The sequence below is a fragment of the Mycolicibacterium peregrinum genome (genome assembly GCF_001665625.1).
Classification (GTDB): Bacteria; Actinomycetota; Actinomycetes; order Mycobacteriales; family Mycobacteriaceae; genus Mycobacterium; species Mycobacterium peregrinum_B.
On sequence record NZ_LZSY01000175.1, the window covers coordinates 46,805 to 54,964 of the forward strand.

The 8,160-nt window shown below is 65.8% G+C and carries 9 protein-coding genes; 2 read left to right on the forward strand and 7 right to left on the reverse strand.

Annotated features, from left to right (window positions below; genetic code table 11):
• Window positions 1–43: 43 nt before the first annotated feature.
• From A5779_RS28240 to A5779_RS28260, 5 genes are all read right to left on the reverse strand, one after another.
• Window positions 44–745, reverse strand: a complete 702-nt coding sequence (locus A5779_RS28240) for a twin-arginine translocation pathway signal (protein WP_110777836.1) — start codon at window positions 743–745, stop codon at window positions 44–46.
• A complete protein-coding gene (locus A5779_RS28245; RefSeq protein WP_064887038.1) occupies window positions 742–1,611 on the reverse strand; it encodes an Rv1363c family protein in 870 nt (289 codons plus the stop codon). Before A5779_RS28245 ends, A5779_RS28240 begins: the two co-directional genes overlap by 4 nt.
• Window positions 1,612–1,754: 143 nt before the next feature.
• Window positions 1,755–3,233 (reverse strand): FadD3 family acyl-CoA ligase, encoded by a 1,479-nt coding sequence (locus tag A5779_RS28250; protein WP_082941891.1) that lies wholly within the window; start codon window positions 3,231–3,233, stop codon window positions 1,755–1,757.
• Between the two features lie 3 nt (window positions 3,234–3,236).
• A complete protein-coding gene (locus A5779_RS28255) occupies window positions 3,237–4,427 on the reverse strand; it encodes an amidohydrolase family protein (RefSeq protein ID WP_064887039.1) in 1,191 nt (396 codons plus the stop codon).
• 79 nt (window positions 4,428–4,506) lie between these two features.
• The gene (locus A5779_RS28260) at window positions 4,507–6,048 is read right to left on the reverse strand and encodes an AMP-binding protein (protein WP_064887040.1); all 1,542 of its coding nucleotides are present in this window, start codon (window positions 6,046–6,048) and stop codon (window positions 4,507–4,509) included.
• Window positions 6,049–6,106: 58 nt separating this feature from the next.
• Between A5779_RS28260 and A5779_RS28265 the strand changes: the two genes are divergently transcribed.
• Window positions 6,107–6,823, forward strand: coding sequence for an enoyl-CoA hydratase/isomerase family protein (locus A5779_RS28265; protein WP_055115857.1), 717 nt, complete (start codon window positions 6,107–6,109; stop codon window positions 6,821–6,823).
• A 15-nt stretch (window positions 6,824–6,838) separates the two neighbouring features.
• Here A5779_RS28265 and A5779_RS34150 read toward each other — a convergent pair whose 3' ends face one another.
• Together A5779_RS34150 and A5779_RS28275 are read right to left on the reverse strand one after the other, a co-directional pair.
• Entirely contained in the window at window positions 6,839–7,240 is a 402-nt protein-coding gene (locus A5779_RS34150; protein WP_165609841.1) for a hypothetical protein, read from the reverse strand.
• A 177-nt stretch (window positions 7,241–7,417) separates the two neighbouring features.
• Complete coding sequence (locus A5779_RS28275; RefSeq protein ID WP_064887042.1) at window positions 7,418–7,945, reverse strand: VOC family protein; 528 nt, start codon at window positions 7,943–7,945, stop codon at window positions 7,418–7,420.
• Window positions 7,946–8,032: 87 nt separating this feature from the next.
• On the opposite strand from A5779_RS28275, the gene A5779_RS33220 reads away from it, so the two are divergent.
• Window positions 8,033–8,160: zinc ribbon domain-containing protein (locus tag A5779_RS33220; protein ID WP_236734911.1), on the forward strand; the 128-nt coding region annotated here is incomplete at its 3' end.

Sequence of the window (8,160 nt, forward strand, 5' to 3'; positions counted from 1 at the left end):
GAGCGTCACGCTCAGGATTGACGCCAGTCGGTGGAAGGTCCCGCTACACCGGGTCGAACGACGAGATCAACCAGTTGCCGTCGATCTTGCTCATTCCCACTTTGACCGCGCTGGCGGTGAAGCTCCCGTTGGGGTTCTCGGCGCTCGTGGTGGCCTGGTTCACGAACACCAGCGCCACAGCGGAGTCGGGATGGATCTCCGAGATCGCCGAGCGCACCACCGCTGCGGTGGTCTTGACCGATTTCTGTTTCGCCGCCGGGGCGACGATCTCCTCAGTGAACTGGGTGTAGTACGACAGGAAATCGCCAGTCAGGTGCGTCTTGGCGGCTGTGAAGTCCCGGTCGAGACTGTCCGGCGCGTAGCTCAGCAGAGCCACGGTGCCGTCGCTCGCGGCCTTGAGTACCGTCGCGGACGCTGCCGCACCGGTCTGCTGGTCGGTCCGGAACTGCGCGAAGTACAGCCATCCGGCCAGAGCTGCTGACGCGACCAGCGCCACCACCAGTGCCAGCGGGACCCACAGCTTCGCCAGCTTCTGAGACCACCCTGACGCGGGCTCGTCGGCAGCGGTGTCGGTGACGTCCTCTGCCACGTCGGCCTCCGTCGCCGCCTGCTGCTCGTCGGCCTCGTCGGTGTTCTCGGTCTCGACTGCAATCTCGGTGCCGTCGATCTCGACTGCCGTCTCGGTGCCGTCGATCTCGACTGCCGTCTCGGTGTCCTTCTCGGTCTTCTTGATGTCCACGGTCACGGCACGAACTCGACTTTCGACAGCTTGATCTGGTCGCCCTCGCGGACCATGTCAACGGCCACCCGCCACGGCCGCGGTTGCTTGTTGGCACCTGTGGTGTTGGTGACCTGGGTGTTGACCGCGACCAGGACCACTGCTTTGTCATCGCTCATGGTGTCCACAGCGGCGGCGGTCACTTTCGCCTCGGTCACCACCTTGGCGTCCTGTGCCAGCTTGACGAAGTCTTTCGACTGCGACTCGAAATCGTCCCGGAACTCGCCCGTCGAGTTGTCGAGAATGTTCTTGACGGCGTCCTGAGCGTGGTTGAAATCCAGCGACATGAGCGTCACGACGGTCTGGCGGGCCGCGGCGGTGTACTCGGCCGCGAGTTGCTGGCGATGCTCAGCTTGGCGGTGGTGCCAGATCATCCAGCCGCTGGCGACGAGCAGGCCCACGATGACGATGATCGTCAGGCAGCTCGCCAGCACTTTCCAGAACAGGCGCGAGACCTGCAGCCGCGGCAGGCGACGCGACGACGTGCCGTCGGCGACCGCTACTGCTGTCTCCGGTTCGGCATCGTCGATCGATTCGGCCTCGACGGCTCCTGCCTCTGCATCTACGCCGGTGGTTTCGGTGATCTCAGGGGTATCGGAGCTTTCGGTGTCCGCCGGATCGTCGGCATCTTCGGTCACCGTCGTGACCACCGCGTCCGTGGCAGCCTGGTTGCGCAGCCGAATGGCGCGGGCCCTGGCGCGTGCGGCAGCCGCGACGGCCTCGGCCTCTGCGGCCTCGGCCTCGGCCAACTCGGCCTGTTCGAGTGCGTCGCCTGGCGACGCGTCATCTTCGCTAGTATCGAGTACCGGCGACGAAGGCTTGCGGGACGGCATGCCGACCTCCTGTCCGTTCAGCAGCCTGCTTAACGAGAATAACGTTATCAGTTTGCGGTAGTGACCCGAGAGTACATCATCGACAGCAGGCACTTAAATGGCCATTTACCTGCGGGAATGATGTTTACGTGCTGTGCGTTCACTTAACCCGGGCTGGCGGTTATCCGGGACTCGAGCTGGTTCTTCATCACCTTGCCGGTGGCATTGAGCGGTAGTTCGTCGAGGAACTCGACATACCGAGGCACTTTGTAGCCAGCCATGCGCTCGCGGCTCCACGCGATGAGGTCCTCGGCAGCCACAGGCGAGACCGCAGGCTCGTCCCGCAGCACCACGAACGCCTTGCCGACCTGGCCCATCCGCTCGTCGGCGACGCCGATGACGGCGACCTGGGCGATCGCCGGATGCTCCAGCAGGAATCCTTCGATCTCGGCGGGGTAGGCGTTGAAGCCGCCGACGATGAACATGTCCTTCTTGCGTCCGACGATCCGCAGCCGACCGGATTCGGTGAACTCGCCGAGATCTCCGGTGTGCAACCAGCCGTCGGGGTCGATCGCCTCGGCGGTGGCGGCCGGATCGTCCAGGTAGCCCTGCATCACGTTGTATCCGCGCACCAGCACCTCGGCGTCATCGGCGATGCGCACCTCGACGTCCCCGCACGGAAGTCCGGCGGTGGTGGCCACTTCCTCCGCCGAGTCACCGGGTCGTGACAACGTGACGTTGCCGGCCTCGGTGAGCCCGTAGCCGGTCATCAGCGTCTGGAACGGCAGCTCCTCACGGATGCGTCGCACCAGTTCCACCGGAATGTCGGCGGCGCCGGTCACCCCGGCGCGCAACGTCGCCAGCCGGTCGCGGTCGGCGACGGCCAGCAGCGAGTGGTACAGCGTGGGCGGCCCGGGCAGCATCGTGATGCGCTCGCGCTCAATGAGTTCCACGGCATTGTCGACGTCGAACACCGCGACCGGCAGCATGGTCGCACCGCGGAGGAAGGAAGCCACCAACCCGGCCTTCAACCCGAAGGTGTGGAAGTACGGGTTGATCATCAGATAGCGATCACCCTCGCGCAGATCCGCCAGGGTGGCCCACTCCTCGTAGGCCCGCAGCGACTGACGATGATTCATCATCGCGCCCTTGGGCCTGCCGGTGGTACCCGACGTGAAGATGACGTCGGAGACGTCCGTGGGGCTCACGTCCCGGGTGAACGGGGTTCCACTGCTCAAGAAGTCCGACTTCAGATCGATCGTCGGAACATCGAGATCGGTCCCGGTGAACGCGAAATCCTGTCCCAGGAAACCCTTTTGGATCATCACCGCCTTGGCGCCGCTCCGCGCGACCACATCGGCGGCCTCGTCGGCCTTGAACCTCGTGTTGACCGGAACCAGGACGCCGCCGGCGGCCATGATCCCGAACGCGGCGATGATCCACTCGGCCGAGTTGGGCGCCCAGACCGCGACCCGGTCCCCCTTGTCGACGCCGAACTCGGCGAACGCACCCGAAGCCCTCCGGATGCGCTCGACGAGTTCGGTGAACGACAGACGCAGCGGACCGTCGACGACAGCTTCGGCCTCGCCGAACCGGTCCGCTGCACTCAAGACCATCTCGGGGATGGTCTGCCAGTTCGACACCCGTTACGTGGTGACGAGGCGACCGAGGTTGCCACCCATGATCTTGGCCTGATCCTCGACAGCGAGGTGCTCAAGCGCAGTCACGTAGTGGGTGGGCTCGGCGAGACCCTCCGGGTGCGGCCAGTCGGAGCCGTACAGCACCTGGTCGACACCGATCAGGTTGATCAGGTCATCGATGCCTTCCTCGTAGAACGGGCTGACGTAGATGCGGTTCTTGATCTCCTCGATCGGGTTGCCCAGGAAAGCTTCCGGAGCCTTCTTCCAGACCTCGGCCATCGAATCCAGCAGCGGGAACATCCACTTGGAGCCGGCCTCGACGATGCCGACCTTGAGCTTCGGATGCCGGAACAGGGCTCCGTGGATCACCCAGGATGCCACCGCGTCCTGGATCGGGCGCCACTCGTTGAGGATGCCCATCGCATTGGTCTGGAACGGCAGCATCTCCTGCACGGTGCCGTCCCATTCCGAGGTGTAGCGCGAGTAACCACTGTCGGATGAGTGCATGCCGACGAACACGTCGTACTCGACGCAGCGCTCCCAGAAGGGGTCGAACTCGGGCAACGCGAACGAGCGCGGGCCACGGAAGCCGGGCACCGGCGCCGGGCGGACCAGGATGGCGCGGGCACCGCGCTTGACGGCCCACTCCAGTTCCTCGATCGCCTTCTCGACGATCGGCAGGGTGATGACCGGGGTTACGAAGATGCGGTTCTGGTAGTTGAAGCCCCAGACCTCGTCGAGCCACTGGTTGAGCGAGTGGATGATGACGTGGATGGCTACCGGGTTGTCGCGCAGCCGCTCCTCGATGAGGCTGGCCAGCGTCGGGAACATGAGGCTGCGGTCGACGCCGAGTTCGTTCATCAGCTCCAGGCGCGGAGCCGGCTCGAAGAACGCCGGGATGGACCGCATCGGCTCACCGAACAGTTCACGCTTGCTCTTGCCGTCCGGATTGCCGAACTTGAAGTACTCCTCCCAGGCGCCGGGCTTGGCGACATGCGAGAACGTGGGGTTCGGGATGTAGTTGCTGATGTGGCCGTCGATCGCGATCTTGGTGCGGCCGTTGACCTCGACGTACTGGACGATGTCCTTGTACTCCTTGGGGAGGTACTTGGTCATCGCCTCCGGCGGCTCGTAGAGGTGGTTGTCCGCATCGAACAGCGGAAACGGAATGTCGACCCTATGCGACAGTTGTCCCATGGAAAACTCCTTTGCAATTCACGAGAATCATATTCTCACTTGCTAGCTGCCGCAATGCCCAGCTGGCCCCAGAGGCTGCTCAACGGGCGATTGCAGCAATCTGCTGACGGATGACGAACTTCTGCACCTTGCCGCTGGCCGTGCGGGGCAAGTCTTCGGCCAGATGTAGCTCTTCCGGCCACTTCTGCCGGGCCACCCCGTTGGATTCGAAATGCGACCGGACCTGATCGAGGGTGGGCATCGCGCCGCCGTCGCGCACCCGCAGCACGGCGGCCACCCGCTCCCCCAACCGGGCATCGGGAGCGGCCACCACGATCGCCTCGATCACATCCGGGAGGCCGAGCAGAACCTCCTCCACCTCCAGCGCGCTGATGTTCTCGCCGCCCCGGATGATCAGATCGGTGGTGCGGTCGGTGATCGTCAGATACCCGTCGTCGTCGAGCACCCCGATGTCCCCGGTCCGGTACCACCCGTCGGCGTCGAAATGCTTTGCGGTGAGGGCATCGTCGGTGTAGCCGAGGCACAGGTCTGGTCCGCGGCTGAAGATCTCGCCATTGGGCCCGAGCCTGATCTCCACGCCGGGCCGCACATTGCCGTCGGTGTACAACCGCTTGGCTTCAGGAGCCCCTGCGCCGGACCCGGTGATCGACGGATGCTCGGTGCTCCCATAGGAACGGAAGACGAACAGGCCCAGATCGGCCAGTCGCCGGGTGACGGCCGCCGGTACCGTCGAGCCACCCAGCCCGACGGTGGTGAACCGGGCCAGATGGCGTTCGCTGAACTGCGGATGGTCCATCAGGCTGGTGACGAAATACGGTGGCCCGCCGCCGATCGACAATTCGTCCTGCTCGATCAGCTCCAGCACCTTGCCCGGATCCCACACGTCGCACAGATCGATCGGCGCACCCTCGAGCACCGGGATCAGGAACGCGCCGAGCATGCCGATGAAGTGCCCGACGGGCGTGGCGGTGAGCTGACGGCCCCGGTCCGGCGGGTAGTTCTCCAGCAGCTGGCGGGTTTCGAAGCCCAGCGTCTGGTGACTGTGGATGACGCCCTTGGGCTCGCGGGTGGTTCCGGAGGTGAACGCGATCAGGGCCGGCGCCGCCGGATCGGCGGTCAGCGTGCCGCTCATCGGCTCGTCGGCGAGTAGGTCGTCGAAACTGGCCTGTCCGACCAACCCGACGATCGGCACCTCGGCACACAGGTCGGGCTGGAACGTCATCCGGCCGAACTGTTCGGTGGTGATGAACACCTTCGGCTTCGCCGTGGCCATGATGTGGCCGAGTTCCTTGCGTCCGTAGAAGTGCACGATCGGTACCGTCACAGCACCGAGGAACGCCGAGGCCCAGAACGCGACCGCGGCCTCCATCCAGTTCGGCAGCTGCATGGCCACGACGTCGCCGGGCCCGACTCCGCGATCACGAAGCCCGGCCGCCAGGCGCCGGGCGGTGCGCTCGACCTCGCCGAAGGTGCCGCGGTACGGACGTGTCGCGGAATGCACGTGGAAGCCGGCATCGGGGCTGGCAGCCAGACCGTCGGCCAGCATCTGGCCCAAGGTTTCGGGCCGCCACCAGCCTTCTTCGACGTACCGTTTGGTCAGCTCAACGGGGATGTCGCGCACAACGGTGATGTTATTCTCATCAAACGAGAATGCCAATCCCGGAACTGGAGAACGTTTGATGGTCGACCTCGAAATCGACGGCGAACTGGCGGTCATCACGATCGACCGCCCGCAGGCACGCAATGCCATCTCGCTGGACACCATGGATGCGCTGAACAAAGCGTTGGACGGCGCCGCCGGCGCGTCCGCCCTGGTGATCACCGGGGGCGGCGACCGCGCCTTTGTCTCCGGAGGTGACCTCAAGGAACTGGCAGCCTTGCGCACCGAACTCGAGGCGTCGGAGATGGCCTGGCGGATGCGCACGATCTGCGACCGCATCGCCGGGTTCGACGGACCGGTCATCGCGGCGCTCAACGGCCATGCCTTGGGCGGCGGGGCCGAGGTCGCCGTGGCCGCAGACATCCGCATCGCCGCCGATGACATCAAGATCGGCTTCAACCAGGTTGCCCTGGCGATCATGCCTGCCTGGGGCGGAGCCGAACGGCTGGCCACCCTGGTCGGTCGTAGCCGGGCCCTGCTGCTCGCCGGAACCGGCCGGATCCTCGGTGCGCGCGAGGCGGAGCAGTTCGGCTTGATCGACCAGGTGGTACCCCGCGCCGAGTTCGCCGAGACCTGGCGGTCGACGGCGCAGTTGCTGGCGCGGCGTCAGGCCGGTGAGGTCAAACGAGTGATCAACGGTGTGTCCACCACCGAGGCCGTTTCGGCCTTCGCCCGGCTCTGGTGCTCCGACGAGCACTGGGCCGCCGCGGACAAGGTGATGAACAAGGGTAAGTAGGCCTTGCGGGCAACGTCAGGGAACGTGCACGCAGCCCACGCCGGGAACGCAACCGCCACCGCCACCCGGTCCGCCGCCACCGGTCGGGCCACCCGGAATCGAGCCGCCGCCACCGCCCGGTCCGCCACTGCCGGTCGGGCCGCCGGGAATCTCACCACCGCCACCGCCGGGGCCACCGCCACCGGTCGGGCCACCGGGAATCGAACCACCCCCGCCTTCGGGACCGCCGCCACCGGTGGGACCACCCGGAACGGTGCCTTCGCCACCGGGGGCCGGAGCAGTGGTCTCCACAGTGGCGGGTGTGGTGACGGGGGTGGTGGGCGTGGTGACAGAGGTCGTCGACGGGGCAGTGTCCTCACTCGACCCGCAACCGGCGAGTGGCGCCGCGGTGAGCGCGATGCCCATCCCCACGGTCATCGACCACTTCCGGACACGGACCCAAGGGTCGCCGTTGCGGGCCGTCCTCGTAGGCCGGGTTATTGACATGGTGAGACTCCAGTTTCAGCCAGGGCACTTTTTGCGCTCGGAACGACTGGGTTCCCACTGACCGCCGGCTTGAATCATCGCCGGCGGGCATACGTCACCGCACCCGGATCAGCCGCCCAATTCCCGGACCGGGTCACTGCCGTCCCAAGCGACAGCCTGTTCCCGCACATAGGCGCCCATGCCGCCGGAGGATTCGGTCAGCTCCATGATCTCGACGATCGCCGCCCCGGTCGGCGGTTCGAAGTAAGCGAAGCGCACGCCCTCGCCCTCGCCACCCGACCACACCAGGGGCCAACCGGCCTCGGCGAGCTTCGCCATCGCCGTATCGAAATCGGCTGTCCAATAGGCGAGTTGGTGAAAGCCACCACCGGCCGGAGCGCCCGCGAGGAACTCGGTGAAGATGCTGGGCGTGTCATCGAGTTGTTGGATCAACTCGACCTGCAGGTCACCGCTGTTGGACAACGCGAGAGACAGCCTCACCTCGCAGGGCTCACCGCGGTAGCTCACTCGCTGCGGCAGGTTGCGGATCACGAACCACGGGCCGACGCCCATCTTCAGCCAGCCCGATATCGCGTCGTCCAGGTCGGTGACCACGTACCCGATCTGGCGGACCTCCCCTGGTAGAACCTCGCTCAAGCCGACTCCCTCCGCCGTCCCATCTGAACTGCCCACGAGAGCCTACCGAGAAGCGGTTCTCACTAGACGAGAATTGCATTTCCAGTTATCGTCAGCGACGTGTCAACTCAGATTGCTCTGGCGCCCGAGATCTCGACGTGGCCCGACGCCGAACCCCAGCTGATCGGCAGCCGTTGCACCGACTGCGCGGCCACCACCTTCCCCGCCCAGGCCCC